20 protein-coding genes are annotated in these 22,448 nt (G+C 53.4%); 8 read left to right on the top strand and 12 right to left on the bottom strand.

Translation table 11 applies throughout. The annotated features are described in order from the left end of the window. The first annotated feature begins 9 nt into the window (after positions 1–9). Positions 10–1,410: a class II fumarate hydratase gene (gene fumC / locus ABIB59_RS00400; RefSeq protein WP_079498068.1), complete on the top strand. Its 1,401-nt coding sequence runs from the start codon at positions 10–12 to the stop codon at positions 1,408–1,410. Here fumC and tus read toward each other — a convergent pair. From tus to rstA, 3 genes are all read right to left on the bottom strand, one after another. Then, the gene (gene tus / locus ABIB59_RS00395; protein ID WP_110295490.1) at positions 1,407–2,336 is read right to left on the bottom strand and encodes a DNA replication terminus site-binding protein; all 930 of its coding nucleotides are present in this window, start codon (positions 2,334–2,336) and stop codon (positions 1,407–1,409) included. The two genes, fumC and tus, sit on opposite strands and share 4 nt — an antisense overlap. Positions 2,337–2,414: 78 nt before the next feature. Next, on the bottom strand, positions 2,415–3,704 hold the full coding sequence (gene rstB, locus ABIB59_RS00390) for a two-component system sensor histidine kinase RstB (protein ID WP_354033619.1): 1,290 nt from the start codon (positions 3,702–3,704) through the stop codon (positions 2,415–2,417). A gap of 26 nt (positions 3,705–3,730) precedes the next feature. Continuing rightward, entirely contained in the window at positions 3,731–4,450 is a 720-nt protein-coding gene (gene rstA / locus ABIB59_RS00385; protein ID WP_071195325.1) for a two-component system response regulator RstA, read from the bottom strand. Between the two features lie 129 nt (positions 4,451–4,579). Between rstA and ABIB59_RS00380 the strand changes: the two genes are divergently transcribed. Beyond that, entirely contained in the window at positions 4,580–4,915 is a 336-nt protein-coding gene (locus tag ABIB59_RS00380) for a GlpM family protein (protein ID WP_041851521.1), read from the top strand. On the opposite strand, the gene folM is transcribed toward ABIB59_RS00380, so the two are convergent. From folM to ydgH, 3 genes are all read right to left on the bottom strand, one after another. Further along, entirely contained in the window at positions 4,912–5,634 is a 723-nt protein-coding gene (gene folM / locus ABIB59_RS00375) for a dihydromonapterin reductase (RefSeq protein ID WP_079498064.1), read from the bottom strand. The two genes, ABIB59_RS00380 and folM, sit on opposite strands and share 4 nt — an antisense overlap. A gap of 38 nt (positions 5,635–5,672) precedes the next feature. Then, positions 5,673–7,055 carry an amino acid permease gene (locus ABIB59_RS00370; protein WP_041851519.1) on the bottom strand — a complete coding sequence of 461 codons (1,383 nt, stop codon included), beginning with the start codon at positions 7,053–7,055 and terminating at the stop codon, positions 5,673–5,675. Positions 7,056–7,238: 183 nt separating this feature from the next. Continuing rightward, on the bottom strand, positions 7,239–8,183 hold the full coding sequence (gene ydgH / locus ABIB59_RS00365) for a DUF1471 family protein YdgH (RefSeq protein WP_041851518.1): 945 nt from the start codon (positions 8,181–8,183) through the stop codon (positions 7,239–7,241). 527 nt (positions 8,184–8,710) lie between these two features. On the opposite strand from ydgH, the gene pntA reads away from it, so the two are divergent. The 3 genes from pntA (at position 8,711) to ABIB59_RS00350 (ending at position 12,854) form a co-directional block, all read left to right on the top strand. Further along, positions 8,711–10,243 (top strand): Re/Si-specific NAD(P)(+) transhydrogenase subunit alpha, encoded by a 1,533-nt coding sequence (gene pntA / locus ABIB59_RS00360; protein ID WP_354033616.1) that lies wholly within the window; start codon positions 8,711–8,713, stop codon positions 10,241–10,243. A gap of 10 nt (positions 10,244–10,253) precedes the next feature. Continuing rightward, positions 10,254–11,642, top strand: a complete 1,389-nt coding sequence (gene pntB / locus ABIB59_RS00355) for a Re/Si-specific NAD(P)(+) transhydrogenase subunit beta (RefSeq protein WP_079498059.1) — start codon at positions 10,254–10,256, stop codon at positions 11,640–11,642. A gap of 90 nt (positions 11,643–11,732) precedes the next feature. Continuing rightward, on the top strand, positions 11,733–12,854 hold the full coding sequence (locus ABIB59_RS00350) for a mechanosensitive ion channel family protein (protein ID WP_041851515.1): 1,122 nt from the start codon (positions 11,733–11,735) through the stop codon (positions 12,852–12,854). 21 nt (positions 12,855–12,875) lie between these two features. Here ABIB59_RS00350 and ABIB59_RS00345 read toward each other — a convergent pair whose 3' ends face one another. Beyond that, a complete protein-coding gene (locus ABIB59_RS00345) occupies positions 12,876–13,331 on the bottom strand; it encodes a multidrug/biocide efflux PACE transporter (RefSeq protein WP_354033613.1) in 456 nt (151 codons plus the stop codon). Positions 13,332–13,433: 102 nt separating this feature from the next. Here ABIB59_RS00345 and ABIB59_RS00340 point away from each other — a divergent pair, with 102 nt between their 5' ends. Beyond that, positions 13,434–14,309 (top strand): LysR family transcriptional regulator, encoded by an 876-nt coding sequence (locus ABIB59_RS00340; protein WP_041851513.1) that lies wholly within the window; start codon positions 13,434–13,436, stop codon positions 14,307–14,309. A gap of 44 nt (positions 14,310–14,353) precedes the next feature. Here the strand turns inward: ABIB59_RS00340 and uspE are convergent, their stop codons facing one another. The 3 genes from uspE to ogt form a co-directional block, all read right to left on the bottom strand. Beyond that, a complete protein-coding gene (gene uspE / locus ABIB59_RS00335) occupies positions 14,354–15,304 on the bottom strand; it encodes a universal stress protein UspE (RefSeq protein WP_071195317.1) in 951 nt (316 codons plus the stop codon). Between the two features lie 145 nt (positions 15,305–15,449). Continuing rightward, the gene (gene fnr, locus ABIB59_RS00330) at positions 15,450–16,202 is read right to left on the bottom strand and encodes a fumarate/nitrate reduction transcriptional regulator Fnr (RefSeq protein ID WP_061495443.1); all 753 of its coding nucleotides are present in this window, start codon (positions 16,200–16,202) and stop codon (positions 15,450–15,452) included. Between the two features lie 208 nt (positions 16,203–16,410). Continuing rightward, positions 16,411–16,926 (bottom strand): methylated-DNA--[protein]-cysteine S-methyltransferase, encoded by a 516-nt coding sequence (gene ogt / locus ABIB59_RS00325; protein ID WP_041851510.1) that lies wholly within the window; start codon positions 16,924–16,926, stop codon positions 16,411–16,413. Between the two features lie 556 nt (positions 16,927–17,482). Here ogt and smrA point away from each other — a divergent pair. Further along, a complete protein-coding gene (gene smrA, locus ABIB59_RS00320) occupies positions 17,483–18,046 on the top strand; it encodes a DNA endonuclease SmrA (RefSeq protein WP_079498056.1) in 564 nt (187 codons plus the stop codon). A 7-nt stretch (positions 18,047–18,053) separates the two neighbouring features. Here smrA and umuC read toward each other — a convergent pair whose 3' ends face one another. Beyond that, the gene (gene umuC / locus ABIB59_RS00315; RefSeq protein ID WP_071195314.1) at positions 18,054–19,307 is read right to left on the bottom strand and encodes a translesion error-prone DNA polymerase V subunit UmuC; all 1,254 of its coding nucleotides are present in this window, start codon (positions 19,305–19,307) and stop codon (positions 18,054–18,056) included. A gap of 440 nt (positions 19,308–19,747) precedes the next feature. Between umuC and tcp the strand changes: the two genes are divergently transcribed. Continuing rightward, positions 19,748–21,412 (top strand): methyl-accepting chemotaxis citrate transducer, encoded by a 1,665-nt coding sequence (gene tcp / locus ABIB59_RS00310; RefSeq protein ID WP_041851508.1) that lies wholly within the window; start codon positions 19,748–19,750, stop codon positions 21,410–21,412. Positions 21,413–21,537: 125 nt separating this feature from the next. Here tcp and ABIB59_RS00305 read toward each other — a convergent pair whose 3' ends face one another. Continuing rightward, positions 21,538–22,425, bottom strand: coding sequence for a LysR family transcriptional regulator (locus tag ABIB59_RS00305; RefSeq protein WP_041851507.1), 888 nt, complete (start codon positions 22,423–22,425; stop codon positions 21,538–21,540). Positions 22,426–22,448: the final 23 nt, after the last annotated feature.

Below are 22,448 nucleotides of genomic sequence, written 5' to 3'. Positions count from 1 at the left end.
GAGAAAGTAATGACAACGCATCGTAGTGAGAAAGATTCGATGGGCGCGATTGACGTCCCGGCAGACAAGCTGTGGGGGGCGCAAACCCAACGGTCGCTTGAGCATTTCCGCATCTCGACGGAAAAAATGCCGGTCTCGCTTATCCACGCACTGGCACTGACCAAACGTGCGGCGGCAAAGGTCAATCAGGATTTAGGGCTGCTGGCTGCGGAAAAAGCACAGGCCATTATCGAGGCGGCGGATGAAGTGCTTGCCGGAAAACACCCGGATGAATTCCCGCTGGCTATCTGGCAAACAGGCTCCGGCACCCAGAGCAACATGAACATGAACGAGGTGCTGGCGAACCGTGCCAGTGAGCTGCTGGGCGGCGAGCGTGGCATGGGGCGTAAAGTGCACCCGAACGACGACGTCAACAAGAGCCAAAGCTCGAATGACGTTTTCCCGACGGCGATGCACGTGGCGGCGGTGATTGCCGTGCGCGAACACCTGCTGCCTCAGCTTCTGGTACTGAAAAAAACGCTCAACGAAAAAGCGATTGCCTTCGCCGATATTGTCAAAATTGGTCGTACTCACCTGCAGGATGCCACGCCGCTAACGCTCGGCCAGGAGATTTCCGGCTGGGTGGCGATGCTGGAACATAACCTCAAACATATCGAACTGAGCCTGCCGCACCTGGGTGAACTGGCGCTCGGCGGTACGGCGGTGGGCACCGGGCTGAATACCCACCCGGAATATGCCAGACGAGTGGCAGAAGAACTGGCCGCCTTTACCCGGCAGCCGTTTATTACCGCACCGAACAAGTTTGAGGCGCTGGCCACCTGTGATGCATTAGTCCACGCCCACGGTGCGCTGAAAGGGCTGGCGGCATCACTGATGAAAATTGCTAATGATGTGCGTTGGCTGGCTTCCGGCCCGCGTTGTGGGATTGGCGAAATTTCTATTCCGGAAAATGAGCCGGGCAGCTCCATCATGCCGGGTAAAGTTAACCCCACCCAATGTGAAGCCATGACCATGCTCTGCTGTCAGGTGTTAGGCAACGACGTGGCGGTCAATATGGGCGGCGCATCCGGCAACTTTGAACTCAATGTCTTCCGCCCGATGGTCATTCATAACTTCCTGCAGTCGGTGCGTCTGCTGGCCGACGGTATGGAAAGCTTTAACGAGCACTGTGCGGTGGGGATTGAGCCGAACCGTGAACGTATCGACCAGTTGCTCAATGAGTCGCTGATGCTGGTGACCGCTCTGAATACCCATATCGGCTATGACAAAGCGGCAGAAATTGCCAAAAAAGCCCATAAAGAGGGGCTGACGCTCAAGGCCTCGGCGCTGGCGCTCGGCTACCTGACGGAAGCCGAGTTCGATAGCTGGGTGCGCCCGGAATCGATGGTGGGCAGCATGAAGCCCGTTTAATCAGCAAGATAGAGGTGCAGCCGGGGGATAATTAGCGTCAACGGCTGTGCCTGCGGTTTAAAACGGTGCTGGATATTATCCTCCTGGTAATTCAACAGCTCGCCGATGTCCGGCACTTTTCCGCCATGTTCTTCACTCACCAGCGCAATCAGCGGCGTCGGGCAGGCGTACTGCACCTGCTTTTGCGAATCCGCATACCAGACGCGCGCAATCGGCTGCACCTTTACCGGACGTTTGATTTTCAGGCGAGCCTGCTGCGGCAAAGAGGCAATCGCGGCGTACTCTTGCTCAAGACGCTCCTGCCACTGCTCGCGGGTCCACGGCGCGACGGCGCGCGGCGATTTACGGCTTTTATCAAGCAGTGCAAGCACCTCATCGCGGGTGAAATTCTTGATGATGTGCTTGTTAGCCCAGCCAAAGCGCAGGGTGGCTGGATCGCGAATGGCGGTTAACGTGCGGTAGGCATTCAGGGTAATCAGACCGGGTAAATGGCGATGCACCCACTCGAAGCGGGCGGTCGGTGCCAGCCCGGAGTCGACGGTCACGATGCGTTCAAAGGTCATTTTCAGGGCATTGATGGTGTTAATGGTCTGCTCCAGTCGGGCGCGGGTCGCCATATCCGCCTGATAACAAATGACACCTGGCAAACGCACTGCGGCTTTACTGCTGCGGTTTTCCGACTGCTGCTGAATAAACAGATGGGTATAGTGGCGCAGGGCCGCGTCGGCGGCACGCTTGCCCACCCGCTGCTTTACCTGAATGGTGGGCAGCGGCTCATGCTCCGCGCCTTTGGCGACGTCCGGCAGGGTGAAGACGCGGCCCGCCAGTAAACGGCAATCGGAGAGTTGTCCTTTCAGGACGGCCAGTTCCTGTTCGAGCTGGCGAAAAGTGGTGTTAAGGCGTTCTATCAGGTCGTATGCGGCCATTTTATCATTCATTTAGTTACAACATACTTATGTTGTAGCACAACCTTCCACACCTTAACACCGTGCACGTCACGCTTTTCAGGTGAGGGAGGTGTCGTGCCAGACCGGCCACTGAAAACAAAAACGGGCGCCGCCCGCATCGCTCTCTTCACACTTCACTTCGCCACTCATCGCCTGGGCGATGGAGTGCACGATGGCAAGCCCCAGGCCACAACCGCCCGTCGCACGGTCTCTGCTGGGGTCGAGGCGCACAAAAGGCTCAAACACACGGCTACGCTCATCCGGGGCAATCCCCGGACCGTCATCTTCGACAATCAGGCTTGCCTGCGAGCCTTCAAGCTGTAATGTCACTTTTACCGTATTCTGGCAGTAGCGCAGGGCATTATTGATGAGGTTATCCAGCACGCGTTCCATCAGGCGCATATCCAGCGAACCATAGTCGCCGGGCTGATTATAGAGTTCTAGCTGATGGTCGGGATTGACGTTGCGGGCATCCAGCATATAACCGTCCAGCCATGCGTTGAGATCGGGCGTGGTCAGTTTCAGTTCTGTCTGCGGACGGTCAAGGCGTGCGTAGGTGAGCAGCTCCTGAATGAGTCCTTCGAGTTGCCCGATATCGCGGTTCAGCGCGCTACGTTCGCTATCGCTCAGGTTGTCGCTCATTTCCAGGCGATAACGCAGCCTGACCAGCGGTGTGCGCAGCTCGTGGGCCACGCCATCAATCAACATTTTCTTACTGGCGATCAGGGCGTTGATGTTATCCGCCATCTGGTTAAAGGCAATCCCCAGCCGTTCAAAGCTGGAGGTGCTGTCAAAATGAATGCGCTCTTCAAGATGACCTTCGCCAAAGCGCTGGGCGGCGGATTCCAGCCGCAGCATCTCCTGCCAGTGGGGACGCATCCAGATAAACACCGGGAAGGCCAGTGAGATAGCAATAAAGGCCATCAGCGCCATATCGAGCAGACGCATTTCATGCAGATAAAAGAGGTAGGGGACAGGGCCGACAGCCAGGACATAGTGGCTACGTGGAATACGCTGGATAAAGGTATATTGCGAATCCAGCGCGACAATATCGCCTTCCTGTAGCCGCTGTTGCGCGGGGGCTTCCAGCGAGAACTTGCTCATCGGTTCCACGCGCATGTTAAAGGACAGGTTGAGGTCCAGCTCTTTGAGCGTTTTGTTCCACTGGTGCGGTGGGATTTCACGTAGTTCGCTGCGCATCAGGTACAGCGAACTTTTCATCAAATCGTCCAGCGACTGTCGCCCTGCGCGCTCGGCGGTGAATTTGTAAACCAGCCCGACCAACATGGTCATCACCAGAAAGCAGACAAACAGCAACAGATAAAACTGGACGAAAAGTTTTTTCATGGCGACACCCGCGAAGAGGACCGGACTCAGTTATCCCAGGCGTGTGGGGCGAAAAGATAGCCTTTGTTGCGCACGGTTTTAATACGGAAAGGCTCGGTGGCGTTATCGAGCAATTTTTTGCGCAGGCGCGAAATGGCCACATCAACACTGCGATCCATTCCGTCATAGGTCACACCGCGCAGATTTTTCAGTAACGCATCGCGGTCCATAATTTGCCCTGCGTGGGTGGCCAGTTCCCACAGCAGATCGAAATCGGCGGTTGAGAGAACAACCTGCTCGCCAGCCAGCAGCACCTGCCTGTTGACCGGATCGATGGTCAGCGTGCCAAATTGCAGCGTCTTATGCTGCTTTAGCGATGACGGCGCGGATTCTTGCTGTGTGGCACCGGCCTGCTGGCGTAAATGCAGCCGCAGACGCGCCAGTAAAACCGCAGGTGGGGTGGTTTTAAGAATGTAGTCGTTCGCGCCCATCTCCAGCGACAGAATATGGTTCATATCACTATCAAGAGAGGTGAGAAGGACGATAGGGCCGGTCCACTGCTGGCGTAAATCGCGGCACAGTGTCATCCCATCTTTGCCGGGGAGCATGATATCCAGAAGAATCAGATCTGGTTTTTCACGGGCGATGACCTCTTCTGCTCGGTCACCACGCGGTTCAACTATCACATCCATATCGTGTTTGCCCAGATATGCCGCAATAAGTGCGCCCACTTCCGGGTCGTCTTCCACAAAAACGATTTTATTCATATATCATCGTGATGAGTCAAAAAGATGAACATACACTGCCTTTATTGATCCTGCCATTAATCTTTTCTAAACAAGCTCCCCATCCGCTATGCTGTAGGCCTTTGTTGGCATTATGAGAAAGGGAACGTGATGGCGCTGGTGATAAAAGCGACAATTGGCGCGCTGGTGGTGTTATTAATTGGATTGCTGTCAAAAACGAAAAATTACTATATCGCCGGGCTAATACCGTTATTTCCGACCTTTGCTTTAATCGCTCATTATATCGTGGCGACCGAGCGGGGCGTGGACGCGCTACGCACCACCATCGTTTTTGGTATGTGGTCCATTATCCCTTATTTCCTTTACCTGCTGTCGCTGTGGTACTTCACCGGATTTATGCGGGTGGGATACGCGCTGGGCGCTGCGGTACTTTGCTGGTGCCTCAGCGCCTGGCTGCTCATTTTTATCTGGAGCCGCCTCCACTAGCGCAGCGGGCGGCCGCCATCGACGCCAAACGTCCGTCCCGTGACGTAGCAACTGGTCAGCAGATAGTCGACCAGATCGATTATCTCTTTTTCGCCTGGGGCGATTTTCATCAGCGATTTATTGAGTGCCTGCTGACGGTATTCCGCGTCATCATCGTCATTAAACAGGATCAGCGCCGGGGCAATGGCGTTGACTTTCACTTCTGGAGCGAGCTTTTTGGCAAAAGAGCGGGTCATATTATCCAGCGCGGCTTTACTGGCGGCATAGGCGATATGTTTGTCGCTTCCGCACTCAACAACATAATCGGTAAAGTGAATAATATCGCCAGCGGCATGCCCGAATCCGCGCAATAATCTTTCCAGCGCATGGTTAAGTAAGTAGGGGGCATGAACGTGGATCTGCAGCATCCGTGAAAGCACATCGGGCAGCGCAACGCCGGGTTTTTCACCCGCCCAGTCGCCCGCATTGTGAATAATAGCCCGCAGCCCCTCGGTTTTCTCCTTCACGATATCGGCAAAGGCCAGCACCCCTTCATCGCTGCTGAAGTCTGCCTGAATGCACAACGCGCCCGCGGCGGTTAACTGTTCAATCGCCGGATAGAGCGTCCGGTAACTGACGATAATCGGCTGCTGTTGGCTGAGAAAATGGTGGGCGAGGGCGAGACCGATGCGACGGCCTCCTCCGGTAATCAATATCGGGCGTGTCTTCGAGTTTCCCATCGAATGCGTTCTCCTTCTCAACGGGGCGCATGCGCTGCTTACCCCATCAACTTCCACGTGGCGGGAACGGCGGCGATCAGTAACAGACCAATCAGCACTCTTTCCCGGCGTTTAAGCAGACTGGCTATGTCATGCGTGCGGCGTGCGTAGATAAAGACCAGCAGCCCCGGCGCATAGAGCACAACCGACAACAGCAAATGCATCGGACCGGATGCATACAGTAACCATAAGCCATAGAGGCTGGCACCGATAGCGACGACGCGGTGCAACGGACGACGAGAGATCTTCAGTAAAAATGCCCCGACAAGGAAATAAGGAACCAGAATCATCTCTGACGCAATGGTCAACAGCGTATTGTAATCGGAACCTGTGAGCCAGATCAGCACCAGCGAGACCTGCACGCTGATATTGGTTAACCACAGCGACGCCGCGGGCGCATTATTCTTGTTCTGTCGGGCAAAAATACGTGGAAACGCCTGATGGGTGGCGGCCAGTAGCGGCACTTCCGCTGCCATGATCGTCCAGCTCAGGTAAGCGCCACAGACCGAGACAATCAGCCCGGCGGCAATGACCACATCGCCCCAGGAGCCCATCAGCCTGACCATCAGGCCTGCCATTGACGGATTACGCATCGCCGCCAGTTCCGGACGCGGCACCACTCCCAGCGACAGCAGTGTAACCAACAAATAGACGCCGAGGGCAGCCAGCACTGCCAGCAGGGTGGCGCGTCCCACATCGTGTTTGTTGCGCGCGCGGGCGGAGACGACCACAGCGCCTTCAACCCCGATAAACACCCACAGGGTAATGAGCATGGTGTTTTTCACCTGCTCCCATACCGGTACACCCAGGGCGATACCGGAGAAATCCAGGCTAAAGGTATCGTAATGGAAGGCCATGGCCGCCAGCACAATAAACAGGCCAAGCGGCACCAGTTTGGCGAGCGTCGCCGCGAGATTAATACTCGCCGCCGTCTGCACGCCGCGCAGCACTAATGCATGAACAAACCACAGCAGCAGGGATGCACCCACCATCGCCTGCCAGGTGTTACCGTCGCCAAAAAAGCGCAGTTCTGGCGTATCGGTAAAGAAACTCAGCGCAGAGAAGACAATCACTAAGTAGGAGACGTTGGCGATAACGGCGCATAGCCAGTACCCCCAGGCCGAACAAAAACCGATAAGTTCGCCAAAACCTTCCCGGGCATAGGTAAAAATACCGCCATCCAGGTCCGGGCGAAGACGCGTCAGGATAAGCATGGCGAAGGCGAGCAGTAATATCCCCGCGCCGGTAATCGCCCAACCAATCAATAAGGCCGCGGGGCTGGCGATTTCCGCCATATTTTGCGGCAGGCTGAAAACGCCCGCGCCGAGCATTGAGCTTAATACCAGCGCAGTTAAAGCGCTCAGGCCAAGTTTCTTTTCCATGGGTATCCTGTTATGAACGGGCTCAATCCAGAATAATTATTTTGCTTATGCGCATAAAAATGGTGGATATCACTGAGGCGCGGGATTTTACGGAGAGTCGTAATGGCATGCAATGCGTGACGCTTAATTTCGCGAAAAAAATAGAAAAGGCGACCCAGGGCCGCCTTTAAAATGAAGGGTTACTTATTTGTACAAGTCGGCACTGATGGTGATGTTGCTACCATTTTCCTGCCACTGGCGGGTGATGTGATAGTACTTGGCACCTTTCGCCGCGGCACGTTTCGCAACCTGATAAGAGATCTCGGTCATGTTGCCGTAGTTACCGGTGAACTTGATGCTGTCGAACGGAACCATCTGCGCAGCCGTGATTTTATTCACTTCTTCGATTTTTTTTCCATCAGGTAACGTGACAGTGTAACGGTTTGAGGTGGAGGATTGTGTTTCAAAGAAACGCCCCACTTCAGCGCTCGGCGCAGCGGTAGTTGCAACGCCCGGGATTTCTACTTTCTTGGCCTCTTCACCGCCTTTCGCTAAGGCAGCACGGCCTGCTTCGGAATCGCGTGGAATGGCATCCGGGCTCTGCAGTACGCGTTTTTTGGCATCAGCTTTATAGATATATGCCGTAATTCGCTGGTTGCCACCTTCGTTGGCATCAACCTGACGCACGATATAGAAAGAGGCAGCCCCTTTCGCTTTCGCGGCTTTGGTGATGGCATCGTTTACTTCCGGCTGTGAGCGATAGAAACCCTGTACCGTAACGGTATCGAACGGTTCCAGCTCAATAGCATCGGTCTTCGGCAACTCAGTAACGCCATTGATGACGCGCAGTTTTGGCGCATCGGCTTTCGGCGCATCGGCTTTATACAGGTCCGTGGTGACACGCTGGTTGCCGCTCTCACCATAATCGGAGGTGTCTACAACATAAAACGAGGCCGCGCCTTCTTTATCAGCACGGCTTGAAGCGGCTTTAACGGCATCGCCAATAGAGTTAAAGCGACCGGTGATAACAACGCGATCGTAGGGCTTCAATGCTGACGCTTGCTCCGGCGTTAACTCTGTCGCTGCGTTGACTGACAGGGTCGTAACGGACAAAAGTGCTGACGCCAGGAGGGTGTACTTAAGCTTCATAAAAATGATCCTTCGCCTTGCGCAAACCAGATACTGGTGTTGTTGTTGACTTAAAAACGTCGCTGATTATTGCATTTAATCAACACGACTGTCTGCGTCATTTTTCACTGAGTGTGCTACACGCCAGACGTTTTACGATAACGTTTAGTGATATGTTGAAAAAACAGGCTGTTGACCTGCAAAAGTCATAAAGCATATGAGTTTTTTAAGTTAATACATTGTTAAAAGAGCAATGTGTAGTGGAGATTAATCGTGTTTTGCCGCTTCGCCTGAGCGGAATATCGGCTTGTTTAAATGAATTAAAGGGAAATAACCCTGTCAGCCCCGCTACCCGCCCGGTTTTCACAGATAAAAACAGAATTTCTGTTTTCTGGCGGTAGATCACAGGCGTTATTTTCAGTAGGTTATAGAAAGTTTGTTACTGTTTTATTTTCCGGGATGCAGTCTGTTTATTTATCTCTGGCAGGCAATATCATGCCCGGGCATCACTGACAAACCATCATCTAAAATCGATGGAAGGGAAAACTATGCGTATTGGTGTACCAAAAGAACGGTTGGCCAATGAAACCCGCGTTGCGGCGACGCCGAAAACGGTAGAGCAATTGCTTAAATTGGGTTTCACCGTCGCGATTGAAAGCGGCGCGGGCAAACTGGCAAGCTTCGATGACAACGCGTTTACCCAGGCTGGCGCAACCGTGGTGGACAAAAATAACGTCTGGCACTCTGACGTTATCCTCAAGGTGAATGCACCGACGGATGACGAAATCGCCTTGCTTAATCCGGGCACGACATTAGTCAGCTTTATCTGGCCTGCGCAGAATGCGCCGCTGATGGAGAAACTGGCTGCCCGTAATATTACCGTCATGGCGATGGACTCTGTGCCGCGTATTTCCCGTGCCCAGGCGCTGGATGCATTGAGCTCAATGGCCAACATTGCTGGCTACCGCGCCATTGTGGAAGCAGCCCACGAATTTGGCCGTTTCTTTACCGGGCAGATCACCGCCGCAGGTAAAGTCCCGCCGGCGAAAGTGATGGTCATTGGCGCAGGCGTTGCCGGCCTGGCGGCTATTGGTGCCGCCAACAGCCTTGGGGCAATTGTCCGCGCGTTTGATACCCGTCCGGAAGTGAAGGAACAGGTCCAGAGTATGGGCGCTGAGTTCCTTGAGCTGGATTTCAAAGAAGAGGCCGGTAGCGGCGACGGCTACGCGAAAGTGATGTCCGAAGCGTTTATCAAAGCGGAAATGGAACTCTTTGCCGCCCAGGCGAAAGACGTTGATATCATCGTCACCACCGCATTGATTCCGGGTAAACCGGCACCGAAACTGATCACCCGCGAGATGGTGGATTCCATGAAATCCGGCAGCGTGGTGGTTGACCTGGCGGCGCAAAACGGCGGTAACTGCGAATACACCGTGGCGAACGAAGTCGTCACTACGCCAAACGGCGTGAAAATCATCGGTTATACCGACCTGCCAGGCCGTCTGGCCGCGCAGTCTTCCCAACTTTACGGCACCAACCTGGTCAACCTGCTGAAATTGCTGTGCAAAGAAAAGGACGGCAATGTGACAGTCGATTTCGAGGATGTGGTCGTGCGCGGCGTGACCGTCATTCGCGAGGGCGAAGTAACCTGGCCGGCTCCGCCGATTCAGGTTTCCGCGCAACCGCAGGCTGCGGCGAAAGCGGCACCTGCCACCGCGAAAGAAGAGGCTAAGCCCACATCGCCATGGCTGAAATACGGCATCATGGCGCTGGTGATTATTCTCTTCGGCTGGCTGGCCGACGTTGCACCTAAAGAGTTTCTTGGTCACTTCACCGTCTTCGCGCTGGCCTGCGTGGTCGGTTACTACGTGGTGTGGAACGTCTCCCACGCCTTGCATACTCCGTTGATGTCGGTTACCAACGCAATCTCCGGCATTATCGTTGTTGGCGCACTCTTACAAATCGGCCATGGTGGTTGGGTCAGCTTCTTAAGCTTTATCGCTGTACTGATTGCCAGCATTAATATTTTTGGTGGTTTCACCGTCACTCAGCGCATGCTGAAAATGTTCCGGAAGAACTAAGGGGTAGCACATGTCTGGAGGATTAGTTACAGCTGCATACATTGTTGCCGCGATCCTGTTTATTTTCAGTCTGGCGGGGCTATCGAAACATGAAACGTCCCAACAGGGTAACCGTTTCGGCGTTGCCGGGATGGCGATTGCGCTGATTGCCACGATTTTCGGGCCTGACACTGGCAACGTAGCGTGGATTATCGTTGCGATGATCATCGGTGGTGCTATCGGTATTCGCCTGGCGCGTAAAGTTGAAATGACCGAGATGCCTGAGCTGGTTGCTGTACTGCACAGCTTTGTGGGTCTGGCCGCGGTGCTGGTTGGCTTTAACAGCTACCTCTATCACGAACCGGGCATGGAACCGATCCTGGTCAATATTCACCTGACCGAAGTGTTCCTCGGCATCTTTATCGGCGCTGTCACCTTCACCGGTTCTATCGTGGCGTTCGGCAAGCTGTGCGGCAAGATCTCCTCAAAACCGTTGATGCTGCCAAACCGTCACAAATTGAACCTTGCGGCGCTGGTGGTTTCTTTTGTCCTGCTGGTGATCTTTGTTCGTACTGAAAGCGTGGGCCTGCAGGTGCTGGCGCTGCTGGTGATGACGGCGATTGCGTTGGTGTTTGGCTGGCATCTGGTGGCCTCTATCGGCGGTGCTGACATGCCGGTTGTGGTCTCGATGCTGAACTCCTATTCCGGTTGGGCGGCAGCGGCGGCGGGCTTTATGCTGAGCAACGACCTGCTGATCGTCACCGGTGCGCTGGTGGGTTCTTCCGGTGCGATCCTCTCTTACATCATGTGTAAGGCGATGAACCGCTCCTTTATCAGCGTTATCGCTGGCGGCTTCGGTACTGACGGTTCCTCTACAGGGTCCGATGAAGAAGTGGGCGAGCACCGTGAGATCAACGCCGAAGAGACGGCTGAGATGCTGAAAAACTCACACTCTGTCATCATCACCCCAGGCTACGGCATGGCGGTCGCACAGGCGCAGTATCCGGTTGCTGAAATTACCGAGAAACTGCGTGCGCGCGGCGTGAAAGTGCGCTTCGGTATTCACCCGGTTGCGGGGCGTTTGCCGGGCCACATGAACGTCCTGCTGGCGGAAGCGAAAGTACCGTATGACATCGTGCTGGAAATGGACGAAATCAACGATGACTTCGCCGATACCGACACCGTACTGGTTATTGGTGCGAATGACACCGTTAACCCAGCGGCGCAGGACGATCCGAAGAGTCCTATCGCAGGTATGCCTGTTCTGGAAGTGTGGAAAGCGCAAAACGTTATCGTGTTCAAGCGCTCTATGAATACCGGCTATGCTGGCGTACAGAACCCGCTGTTCTTTAAAGAGAATACCCAGATGCTGTTTGGCGATGCCAAAGCCAGCGTCGATGCGATTCTGAAAGCGCTGTAATTCTCTGCGCGTATCTCAACCGCTCTTCGGAGCGGTTTTTTTTTGTCTGCGTCTATACTTTTTCTCTTCACGGCTTTGATGAGGGAAAGAATGGAATTTTTATCACGTTTCGATTTGATATCTTTAATGATGACGCCATCGTTCTGGATTGCTGTCTTCACGGTCGTCATCATTACGATATTGGCCTACTGGTTGCTTAACCGTTTACTGCGTATCGTTGGTAAAGGCGTGCAGAGCTGGGGCGATAAGCATCAAAGCACGCAGAAAATGCGTCTGGTGCTGAATGATATGTTAGTCAGAACCAGCAAGGTGCTGCTCTTTATCGTCGCGTTTCTTTTTAGCCTGCGTTTTGTTGAGCTCCCCACAAATCTCTCCGCAACAATCAGTCATGCCTGGTTTTTGGTGCTCGCCATTCAAATGGCGCTCTGGTTTGATCAGGGGATTATCTCCTGGCTGCATCAGTTGCGTTATGAACCCGGTATGCATAAAAACCCGGTGACGCTGGTCATCACCGGACTGCTGCTACGGATGCTGGTATGGACCGTGATGCTGCTGTCAATTCTGGCGAATGTCGGGGTGAATATTACCGCGCTGGTGGCAAGCCTCGGCGTCGGCGGTATTGCCATCGCCCTGGCGGTACAGACCATCCTCAGCGATGTTTTTGCCTCGCTGTCGATTGGTTTTGATAAGCCTTTTGAAATTGGAGATTTCGTGGTGTTTAACGATGTCGCCGGCACGGTTGAGCATATTGGCCTCAAAACCACGCGCATACGCAGTTTGAGCGGAGAGCAGATTGTCTGTGGTAACGCCATTCTTCTGCAGCAGACGCTGCATAACTATAAGCGTATGCAAACCCGGCGTATCGTTTTTACTTTCGGTGTCGCCTTGTCAACCCCGCCGGATAAACTCCGTCAGATTGGCGAGATGATAAAAACCATTATTAATGACGTCGGCGAAACCAAATTCGACCGCGCTCATTTTCTCGGTTTCGGCACCGATCGACTCAACTTTGAAGTTGTCCATATCGTCAATACCGCGGATTACAACAAATATATGGATATCCAGCAGGAGATTAATATCCGCATTATGGAGCAACTGGCGGCGAACGACGTGCAACTGGCGCTGCCGACTACCGTGGTTAAAGGACCCTGGCCCGCTGGCGTGCCGGATGCCGACAGCCAGCAAGAGACGATGACGGGAACGCGCAGTTAAAACAGGCGTACCCGAAACATCTTACTGACATATGCGCGCCGCCTGACGGTGAACCACCCGGGCGCGCACTATGTCGTAGATCCAGTTAAACGCCATGGTGTAGGGAAGGAAGAAGAGGAAAAAGCCGATCTCCAGTAAGAATGCTTCTACCAGGCCGAAGCCAAGCGTCAGCGAGGCTATGGTCACGCCAATCACGATAAACCCCCCTTCAAACCCCAGCGCATGGCAGGCGCGGACCTTCGCGGTACGCGCCAGGCGATGAACCGGCCAAAGCCTGTCAAACAGCGCATTGTAAATCACGTTCCAGATCATCGCCGCGGTAGCCAGCAATAATGTCAATCCGCCCATCTCCAGCACCGGACGCTGCATTATCCAGGCGCTGGCCGGGGCGCAAATGACGGTGGCGATCACTTCGAAGCTCACCGCGTGAAAGATACGCTCGGCCAGAGTGCGGCGCTGTACGGCAGGTTGTTGCATGATTTTGGGTCCTCTTTGTCGTTTGACGGGCTTAGCTGAGAGGATTTTTATCGTTTTATGAGATAAATTAAAGATAGATACCATCGATAAAATAGATACATCATGCGCTACTCTCCTGAAGCTCTGACTGCCTTTGTTGAAACCGTTGCCTCTGGCTCCTTCTCTGCTGCTGCGCGGAAACTGCGTAAAAGCCAGTCCACCATCAGTACCGCCATCGCTAATCTGGAAGCAGACTTGGGCGTGGCGCTCTTTGATCGCTCAGCGCGTCATCCGGTGCTGACACCGGAAGGTGTGAGGGCGCTCAGCTACGTGCAGGCCATTCTCGCCGCCAGCGATAAACTGGATGAGCTGGCGGTCTGGCTGGCGGGGGAAACGGAAACGCGGCTGACGTTCATCCTTTCCGATACGTTGAACCCGGATACGCTGGCGGATCTGTTGGGAGAGTTCGACAAACGCTATCCCCATACCGAATTTGAGTGTCTGATTGGCGAAAACGAGGATGTCATCGATCTCCTGCAAAAAGGGCGGGCGCAGTTAGGCTTAACGGAAGCCCGCAATGCCTATCCGACGGACATCAGCGCGATGCGCCTGCCAATGCAGAGTCAGATGGATATCTACGTGGCGCACGGGCATCCGCTGGCGCAGCAGGGGAGTGTCTCTGAAGAGCAATTACGCACCTGGCGTGAGCTGCGGCTTAATACCTATCTGGAAAACCGTAATACGCCCGCGCGCGGCCCGGTATGGTCAGCGCCGAGCTATCTGCTGTTGCTCAGTATGGCGGAACAGGGATTTGGCTGGTGCGCATTACCCTGTGCGCTGGTGGATGAGTTTTCCGGGGCAAAAAAATTGACGCGTGTCGATGTACCAGGCTGGCCGCAAAGCATCCCTGTCGACATGTTGTGGAATAAAAAACAGCCGCCCGGTGTTGCCGGAAGCTGGCTGCGGCACTATTTGCAGCACTGGCGAGGTCAGCAATAAAAAGAAAACGCCCGCGAGTGGCGGGCGTTTTGCTACGTGTGGGGTTAATCGTCTTCTTCGTCATCCAGTTCAATCGGGCTCTGGTAGTCGTCCGGTTTGATGACCAGCAAATCGCAGCGCAGGTGGTCGATCACCTGTTCAGCGGTATTTCCGAGGAACGCGGCGGAAATCCCGGTGCGCCCGACGGTGCCCAGTACGACGATCCCGGCCTGTAAATGTTCCGCCAGATCCGGAATGACCTCTTCCGGCAGGCCTTTATTCACATGGGTCACTTTTTCATCAATACCGAATTTCTGCCGTAGGGCTTTCATGGCAATGAGATGTTGGCCGCGAATCGCGTCGTTATAGACGCTCGGGTCAAATTCCGGCAGTTCAATGGCAATGTTAATCGGGGTTACCGGATACGCGCCAACCAGATGAACTTCGGTGTGGTTGACCTGTTCTGCCAGTTGCAGCGTCTCTTTCACCAGCTTTTCGTTCAGCGCGTTGTGATAGAGCTCTTCGCTGGCAAGATTGACCGCCACCAGCGCTTTCCCGCCTTCCGGCCAGGGCTGATCTTTGACCATCCAGACCGGGCAAGGGCATTTACGCAGCAGATGCCAGTCGGTGGGGGTGAAGATAACGGATTCCAGTTTGTCATGCTGGTGGGCCATTTTCAGCAGCAAGTCGTGGCCGCCGGACATCACTTCCTGAATGATGGCTTCGAAGGGACGGTTATGCCACACCACTTTAATATCAATAGGGACGCCAGCGTCTATATAGTACTTTGCCTGTTCACGAATCCAGGCCGTACGCTGGCTGATCACGCCTTGTCTCATGGCTGTGCGTTCGTCAGGGGACAGAAGGGTGGTCATCTCGTAAGAGAAATCATAGATCGGCAGGAAAGCTTTAATCCGGCCGCCAATCCGTTGATGTAAATACACGGCGCGTCGTAATGCGGGCTGATCGTCCTGGTTAGGATCGATGGCGACCAGCATATTTTGATACTTAGCCATACAGGGTCTCCTTACATCTGTCACCACAGTCTGTAAATACAAGATAACCTATAAGTACTGAATGAAACAGGGAAAACCTTTTGCCAGATCAATAAATCAGAAAAATTTAAGCGTCCGGCAAAAGGTCAAAAGGAGGGGGATAAAATCAGGCGACGTTACGCGAATGTCCGGCAAGCTGAGCCAGGATATCGCTGTTCTCGATGGTGATATATTTGCCTTTCACCGCCAGCATACCGCTCTTCTGGAAACGACCCAACAGACGGCTGATGGTTTCTACGGTCAGGCCTAAATAGTTACCGATATCGCCACGTGTCATGGTCAGGCGGAACTCACGCGGAGAGAAACCACGCTGAGCGAAACGACGCGACAGATTATAGATAAACGCAGCCAGGCGCTCCTCGGCGTTCTTTTTCGACAGCAACAGGATCATGTCCTGATCGCCTTTGATTTCACCGCTCATCAGGCGCATCATCTGCTGACGCAGGTTCGGCATTTTGCCTGACAGGTCATCCAGCGTTTCGAACGGGATTTCACAAACCATTGACGTTTCCAGCGCCTGAGCAAAGCTCGGGTGGTGGCCAGTGCCGATGGCGTCAAAGCCGACCAGATCGCCCGCCAGATGGAAACCGGTGATTTGCTCGTCACCCTGTTCAGTAATGGTGTAGCTCTTGATCGTGCCGGAACGAATAGCGTAAAGCGATTTCAGTTCATCCCCAGCTTTGAACAAAGTTTGACCTTTCTGGATGGGCTTTTTGCGCTCAATGATGTTGTCGAGCTGATCGAGCTCGTGTTCATTGAGTGTGAAGGGGATGCAGAGCTGGCTAATACTGCAATCCTGGCAATGGATTGCACAACCGCCAGACTGAATGCGTCGTATAATTCGCTTTTCCGGGATCATAGGTCTGCTCAAGCCGTAATTGATTTTAGTCAATTTTATCATCTTTTTCTTGAACACGTAAGCCTGGCGAAACGTCAATTCAGTAGAATTAAAACAGGTGTGAAAAACGATGAAACAGGGGAGAAGACCATCTCATTGATATTCCATCGTTTCAGTAAGGCTTTTACCACAGAATGCCGCGAAAAAGAGCACAAAGAGCCTCTTTTTTTCACAATAGCAAGTAGCCTTCGTGCCGCAACAACCACTCTTTACGTTGCACGCCACCTGCATAGCCGGTCATGGTGCCGTTGCGGCCAATCACCCGATGGCAGGGAACCACAATACTGACCGGATTTGAACCGTTCGCGGCACCTACCGCCCGCGCGGCACCAATTCGTCCGAGCCTCTCCGCTAACTGACCATAATGCATCACGTGGCCACACGGGATCTCACGTAACGCTTTCCAGACTTCACGTTGAAAGGGGGTACCCGCCGTGGCGGTTGGCAGAGTATCTATCACCGCCAGATCGCCCTCGAAATAGTCCAGAAGCTTGCGGCTTAATCCACCGGGATTCGTGGCAGGAATGCGCGTGTAACCTTCCTTGCGATAATGAATATCCAGCAGTTCATTCATGCGTTCACTATGTTCTTCCCACTCAACCGCGCGCAAATGAAATGTTTCGTCGCACAGTACCCACAGTGGACCCAGCGGAGTGGCAATTTTATCCTCAAGTAGCGTAAGCATCGGCAATCCTTTCTCAAATATCGCAATAGCACAGGGGGAGTGGCGCAATCTAGCACGATCAAGAAAGTGACTCTATACCCCATTAGAGGCGCAATAAATCAAAGAGAATCGAGAAAGATTATTAATTATTCATGGGGTGAATAGTTTTCACTATAGGAAATGTTGGGTCACTGAATAGATGATATATTCTTTATTGTTGCGGAAATAAAAAAATAGAGCCTGCCGACATCCGTCAGGCTCTACAGTACACACAGCAACGCGTCCGTTCGGTAATTATTTTAAACTTCATCCTTGCGCGGTAAATATAGTTATAGTTCCCATGCCAGATAATTCCAGTATGAAATGGTGATTAGTTTCACGATAATTTAACTGAAATTTTTGAGGTTAATGGCAGTAAACTTGTAGTTAAGTGGAGTTAAATAGCACGCGAAATTAATTTTCGATAATTGCTTCAAATACCTCACTAATTGTCAGCCATTAATTGAATATCAGGCATTGTGGCGGGCTGCCGCGCCCGCTATAGTAAGTCCCTCAGATGTAGCGGGAGGACAAAACCATGAACCCTGATGACAAATCACTGTTTCTTGACGCCATGGAGGATGTCCAGCCACTTAAGCGCTGTGCCGATGTTCACTGGCATCCGGCCCGAAACACGCGTGCACCACAGCATATCGATACATTGCAACTTGATAACTTCCTGACCACCGGGTTCCTTGATGTCTTACCCCTTGATACACCACTGGAATTCCGCCGCGAGGGGTTGCAAACCGGGGTGATTGATAAGCTTCGTACCGGCAAGTACTCCCAGCAGGCCAGCCTCAGCCTGTTACGCCAGCCCGTGGAGCAGTGTCGACAACTGCTATTTCGCTTTGTGCATCAGGCGCGGCAAGACGGATTGCGTAATCTCCTGATAATTCATGGGAAAGGGCGCGACGATAACGCCCATGCCAATATTATTCGCAGCTACCTTGCCCGCTGGTTAACCGAATTTGACGATGTTCAGGCATTTTGCGTCGCACAACCGCGTCATGGCGGCAACGGCGCATGCTATGTGTCATTACGCAAATCGGCAGAGGCGAAGCAGGAAAACTGGGAGCGCCACGCCAAGCGTAGCCGCTAACTGGCGGCTACTGTGCCAGCGGGATATCCTCAATTCGGGTGGTCCAGGCTGGCGAGAGCAGGTGTCGTTTCATTGACCAGGCCGGGGTCACGCCCTGGCCGGCAAACCACATTTTATTACCTTTCTTGTTCATGAGATCCATTACGCCCATCAGTGTCTGGCTATTTGGCCGGGGGGCATACTCATCGAATAAATTAAGTTGTGCAACGCCTTGACTAAAGAAGTCTCCTAATATAACACCCGCTTTTTGATATCGCGGACCTTGCTTCCAGATAATATCCAGGCTACGCGTTGCTGCGGCAATAATATCTCTGGTGTCCTGGGTGGGGGTGAGTAGCGTAATTCCTGCGCTATTGCTGTAATAAGGTTCATCAGGATCGTGTGGACTACTTTTTATAAACGCGCCGATATATCGGCAATATTGATGCTGGGCACGTAATTTTTCTGCTGCTCTGGCCGCCCAGGTACTGATACCTTCACGGACTGAGGAATAATCGCTAATTCGCTGACCAAAAGATCGCGAACTAATAATTTCATGCTTTGCCGGAGAGAATTCCTGAAAACCGAGACAGGGTTCGCCACGCAGTTCGCGAACGGTTCTTTCGAGTACCACGCTGAAGTTTTTGCGGATAAACCATAAATCGCATTTCGCCAGATCCAGCACGGTGGTGATATTCATGGTGTTCAGCTTTTTCGTTAGCCGTCGACCAATGCCCCAGACCTCTTCTACGGGGATGGCTGCCATCAACCGATGTTGCCTGGTGGGCGTTGAGATATCCACCACGCCACCGCTCTGCGCTGGCCACCTTTTGGCCGCGTAATTTGCCAGTTTTGCCAGCGTTTTTGTCGGTGCGATGCCCACCCCGACGGTCAGCATGGTGCGTTGATAAACGGTATCGCGAATATATTTACCGAAGCGTTTGAGGTTGGGAATACCGGAAAGATCCACAAACGCTTCATCAATACTGTACTGATCTACCCGCGGGCAAATTTCCTCCAGCGTCGTCATTACCCGCTGGCTCATATCGCCATATAAGGCGTAATTGCTGCTGAATACCGCCACGCCATGCCGCTGCAACAGATCTTTTTGTTTGAAATAAGGCTCCGCCATACCAATGCCCAGGGCTTTAGCTTCGGCTGAGCGGGACACAATACAGCCATCGTTATTTGAGAGCACCACCACCGGTTTACCGCTCAGGTCGGGCCGCCAGACGGTTTCACAACTGGTGTAGAACGAGTTCACGTCAACAAGGGCGAACATGATGATCTGGCCTCTTTTAAAAATACTGTTTTTATATACAGTACTTCTGGCATTTGAAATGATCAAGTGGCTTATTCGCCTGGGTAGGAAGAGCAGAAAATAAAGCGATCATCGGCACTGGGTCTATCAGCCCCACGCGCTATGTGATCCGCTTACCGGCGTAACGAGGCGGGTACGGTATACGAAGCCCATGCGCCCGCGCTCAACGGGCAGTTACAACATCTTCATGACGATGCGTTACAGCAGATCGCCTCTCTTGAGGGAGCATGACAAGAGAGGGCGCTGTCAGTGTGAAATTGTAGGTAAGGGCAGGGGGAACCAGACGCATGAGCCCCCTTGTCAACCCCGAAAATTAACAGGTCTGGCGTGCGCCACCATAAAGTTAATGCCTGTTGTGTCGATATATATTGAGCAACTTTGCCTCTTCCCTGGACCATAATATGCTCAAAAATATACGCGTCATCACCGGCATCATCATTGCCTTGTCGGTATTTTGTCTGCTTCAGCTAGTTACCGGCGGGCTTTTCTACTCTGCTGTCAATAATGACAGAGTGAACTTTCAGAACACGGGCATCCTTAGCGCACAGCAGGAAAATCTTGGCGATAGCGTCAATACGCTTATTAAAACACGCGTCACCGTTACCCGTGTTGCGATCCGCTTTTTAAAAAATCAACGCGATCCGGCATCGCTTGCCAGTATCGATAAGCTACTCACTACCGCCACTGAATCCCTCAATAAAGCCGAGGGGTACTTTAATAACTATAAAAATACACCGCGTGTCGCAGGGCAGGATGCCGGGTTAGCGAATGAAGTTTCGCAAAACATCACCAAAATGCACGACGTACTGCAGCAGTCCATCACCTTCCTGAAGGCAAACAACTACGAAGCTTATGGCAACCTGGATGCCCAACAGGCGCAGGATGATATGGACGCCAGCTATGCGAAATGGCGCACAGAAAACAACACCTTCCTGCAGGCCGCCGCACAGGAAAACCAGAGCAGCTTCACCAGCATGCAATGGACCCTGGGCGTAATTCTGCTGGTGGTGATCGCGGTCATGACGGTGATCTGGCTGGGGCTGCAACATCTGCTGCTTAAACCACTGCACAGCGTGATGGGACATATTCGCGCTATCGCCGACGGTGACCTGACACAGCCGATCTCCGCCGAAGGCCGCAATGAGATGAGCCAATTGGCCGGTGGCCTGCACGAGATGCAATCCTCGCTGGTCAAAACCGTGAGCGCGGTGCGTAACAGCTCCGATTCGATTTATACCGGTGCGAGTGAAATCTCTACCGGCAACAACGATCTCTCTTCCCGCACCGAACAACAGGCCTCGTCACTCGAAGAGACCGCCGCCAGTATGGAGCAGTTGACCGCAACGGTGAAACAGAACACCGATAACGCCCGTCAGGCTTCTAACCTGGCGAAAAATGCCTCCGATACCGCAGCACGCGGTGGCCGTGTGGTAAGCGATGTGGTACGCACCATGAGCGAGATCTCCAGCAGTTCGCAGCAAATAGCCCAGATAACCAGCGTGATCGACGCCATTGCTTTCCAGACCAATATCCTCGCCCTGAACGCCGCCGTTGAAGCCGCGCGTGCGGGTGAGCAGGGGCGTGGGTTTGCCGTGGTTGCCGGGGAAGTTCGCACACTGGCCAGCCGCAGTGCGCAGGCGGCAAAAGAGATCAAAACGCTGATTGAAAACTCCGTTAACCGCGTCAACTCCGGCACCTCGCTGGTGGCCGAAGCGGGTAATACCATGCAAGAGATTGTTAATGCCGTAACGCGCGTAACCGATATTATGGGCGAAATCGCATCTGCCTCGGACGAGCAGAGCAAAGGTATTGAGCAGGTGAGCCTCGCGGTATCGCAAATGGACAGCGTTACCCAGCAGAACGCCTCGCTGGTGCAGGAGTCCGCTGCGGCCTCAGCCGCACTGGAAGAGCAGGCGGAACAACTGCGTCAGGCCGTCGCGGTCTTCCGCGTCAATGGTCACAGCGCGCTGTTGCAAAGCAAACCCGGTAAACCGACCATCGCCCCGCGCACGGCCGTTGCTTCCACCGCACCTGCTGTTGGCGACGGTAACTGGGAAACCTTCTAAATTTATCCCGGCGGGTAACCTGCCGTTATGCCCTATTCCTTAAAGGAGACGCATAGCAGTAAACCGCACTGTTCTGGCCCCCTCTCTCCAAAGGAGAGAGGGAACAAACCGCGCCATCCCCACACTCACTCCTGTTTTAATTCCCGCAAAACTGACAACAGGTGCGCGGTCGACATCTCATTTTCCCCCTCTCGCCAGGCTAATCCTAACTCCCGCCACAATGCAGGCTTTAAAGGACGAACCGCGACACGCTTATCAGCGGAGACGGGCGTGCCCGATTCAAGCGGCAACAGCGTGGCGCCATAACCTGCGCCCACCAGACTTTTTATCGCATCGTTGTAATCAAGTTTGATTCGCGGTACAGGCCGGTGTCCCGTTTTTGCAAGCCACTGATTTGTCAGTTGTGATAAGTGGGTGCCGGAACCATTCAAAATCAGCGGTTTTTCAATCAACCATTGAGGCGACACCACATCCGGCAGATCCCAGTTTGCAGGCAGAAACGCGACAACAGGGTCCCGCCGCCAGGCATCAATTTCCAGGCCATTACCCCGCAGTTGTGGGAGCGCAACAATACCGATATCGAGTGAACCGGATTTCAGTTGCTCAAGCGTTTGTTGAGATGTGAGGACGGTAATCTGTACATCGATATTCGGATGAAGCCGCGCCATTTTTTCAATAGCCTGTGGCAACAGATTGGCGATAGCCCCTGTAGACGCCCCCAGTCTTACCTGTCCGGTCAGGCCCTGCGCCTGGCGTGAGATATCGTCAAGGACATACGCGGCATCAGCAAGTAAGCGGCGCGCATGGGTAACCAGCTTTTCGCCAATCGCCGTCGGCCTGACGTTGCCTCGTGTACGGGAAAGCAATGTCGCCCCCACCCGGTTTTCAAGTTCGGAAATATGCAGGCTGACCGTTGGCGGCGACAAGTGCAGTCGTCCGGCAGCCTCATTGAAAGAGCGGGTATCGGCAATCGTTATCAGTGTGCGTAACTGATCAAGGTTAATCTCACGCATCAACATACCTCAGAAAAACTGAA

It is taken from the genome of Citrobacter sp. UYEF32, assembly GCF_040546205.1.
GTDB classification, from domain to species: Bacteria; Pseudomonadota; Gammaproteobacteria; order Enterobacterales; family Enterobacteriaceae; genus Phytobacter; species Phytobacter diazotrophicus.
The sequence above is the reverse complement of the archived record's forward strand: the minus strand, read 5'-3'. Positions and strand labels throughout refer to the sequence as shown.

What these genes read in the sequence shown, in the direction of transcription:
- ABIB59_RS00305 (WP_041851507.1), bottom strand. Translation starts at nt 22,425, where the DNA reads ATGCGTGAGATTAACCTTGATCAGTTACGCACACTGATAACGATTGCC.
- pntB (WP_079498059.1), top strand. Translation starts at nt 10,254, where the DNA reads ATGTCTGGAGGATTAGTTACAGCTGCATACATTGTTGCCGCGATCCTG.
- tus (WP_110295490.1), bottom strand. Translation starts at nt 2,336, where the DNA reads ATGGCCGCATACGACCTGATAGAACGCCTTAACACCACTTTTCGCCAG.
- ogt (WP_041851510.1), bottom strand. Translation starts at nt 16,926, where the DNA reads ATGCTTACGCTACTTGAGGATAAAATTGCCACTCCGCTGGGTCCACTG.
- ABIB59_RS00380 (WP_041851521.1), top strand. Translation starts at nt 4,580, where the DNA reads ATGGCGCTGGTGATAAAAGCGACAATTGGCGCGCTGGTGGTGTTATTA.
- ABIB59_RS00345 (WP_354033613.1), bottom strand. Translation starts at nt 13,331, where the DNA reads ATGCAACAACCTGCCGTACAGCGCCGCACTCTGGCCGAGCGTATCTTT.
- ABIB59_RS00370 (WP_041851519.1), bottom strand. Translation starts at nt 7,055, where the DNA reads ATGGAAAAGAAACTTGGCCTGAGCGCTTTAACTGCGCTGGTATTAAGC.
- rstB (WP_354033619.1), bottom strand. Translation starts at nt 3,704, where the DNA reads ATGAAAAAACTTTTCGTCCAGTTTTATCTGTTGCTGTTTGTCTGCTTT.
- umuC (WP_071195314.1), bottom strand. Translation starts at nt 19,307, where the DNA reads ATGTTCGCCCTTGTTGACGTGAACTCGTTCTACACCAGTTGTGAAACC.
- pntA (WP_354033616.1), top strand. Translation starts at nt 8,711, where the DNA reads ATGCGTATTGGTGTACCAAAAGAACGGTTGGCCAATGAAACCCGCGTT.
- rstA (WP_071195325.1), bottom strand. Translation starts at nt 4,450, where the DNA reads ATGAATAAAATCGTTTTTGTGGAAGACGACCCGGAAGTGGGCGCACTT.
- folM (WP_079498064.1), bottom strand. Translation starts at nt 5,634, where the DNA reads ATGGGAAACTCGAAGACACGCCCGATATTGATTACCGGAGGAGGCCGT.
- smrA (WP_079498056.1), top strand. Translation starts at nt 17,483, where the DNA reads ATGAACCCTGATGACAAATCACTGTTTCTTGACGCCATGGAGGATGTC.
- ydgH (WP_041851518.1), bottom strand. Translation starts at nt 8,183, where the DNA reads ATGAAGCTTAAGTACACCCTCCTGGCGTCAGCACTTTTGTCCGTTACG.
- tcp (WP_041851508.1), top strand. Translation starts at nt 19,748, where the DNA reads ATGCTCAAAAATATACGCGTCATCACCGGCATCATCATTGCCTTGTCG.
- ABIB59_RS00350 (WP_041851515.1), top strand. Translation starts at nt 11,733, where the DNA reads ATGGAATTTTTATCACGTTTCGATTTGATATCTTTAATGATGACGCCA.
- uspE (WP_071195317.1), bottom strand. Translation starts at nt 15,304, where the DNA reads ATGGCTAAGTATCAAAATATGCTGGTCGCCATCGATCCTAACCAGGAC.
- fumC (WP_079498068.1), top strand. Translation starts at nt 10, where the DNA reads ATGACAACGCATCGTAGTGAGAAAGATTCGATGGGCGCGATTGACGTC.
- ABIB59_RS00340 (WP_041851513.1), top strand. Translation starts at nt 13,434, where the DNA reads ATGCGCTACTCTCCTGAAGCTCTGACTGCCTTTGTTGAAACCGTTGCC.
- fnr (WP_061495443.1), bottom strand. Translation starts at nt 16,202, where the DNA reads ATGATCCCGGAAAAGCGAATTATACGACGCATTCAGTCTGGCGGTTGT.